A 795-nucleotide genomic window follows, 5' to 3' on the forward strand; every position below is an offset into this window, starting at 1 on the left:
CGTCTCATGCCGGTCGATCGTCTTCGTCCGATCCCGCCCGACCCAGTGCGTCTCGTCGTTCTCGACCTCGATGTCCTGGTTCTTCTCCGCGTGGATCCACAGCTGCTCGTCGCCGTGCTTGTCCTCGAAGCGGATCGCGTTGGCGTTGCCGTAGCTGCCGCCCTTGGTCGAGCGCGTCAGGAAGCCGCTCTGCGTCGCGTTGGCCGGCAGGTCCCACGGCGGCAGGTTCTCGCCGTTGTAGGTGCGCCCCATGATGATGGGCGCGTCCGGGTCGCCTTCGATGAACCCGATGATCACTTCCTGCCCGATGCGCGGGATGTGGATGCCGCCGAAGTTGGACCCCGCCCACGGGTGCGCCACGCTCACCCAGCACGAGCTGCGCTCGTCGCTCTTGCCGCGCCGGTCCCAGTGGAACTGCACCTTCACCCGGCCGTACTTGTCGGTGTGGATCTCCTCGCCCGCCGGACCGCTCACGATGGCCGTCTGCGGCCCCGCCACCAGCGGCTTGGGCGTGCGACGCGGCGGCCGGTACTGCTGCGCCGCCGGGATGCAGCTGAAGCTGCAGCGCAGCCCCGTCTCGCCCGAGCCGGCCTCGTTGGCCGCTTGGCTCAGGCTGATCTGCGTGCCCGTGATCAGGTACTGCGCGTTCTCGGTCTCGCGCGGATGGCGCGACAGCGACAGCAGATGCCCCGTGCTCACGCCCTGCGCGTTGGTCGTGCCGTCGAAGGTCTGGAACTGCGTCTGCAGCTCGTCGAGCCGGTCCTCCACGTACTGCGAGCCGTCCCCCGTCTGGAT

Annotated in this window: 1 protein-coding gene; it reads right to left on the minus strand. The window is 68.9% G+C overall.

Annotated elements, in window-relative coordinates; genetic code table 11:
* Positions 1 to 795 (minus strand): type VI secretion system tip protein TssI/VgrG (tssI, locus tag AC07O8_RS27250; protein WP_495051022.1); only part of this gene is annotated, 795 nt, incomplete at both ends.

The sequence above is a fragment of the Roseateles sp. GW821-FHT09G09 genome, from assembly GCF_059415965.1.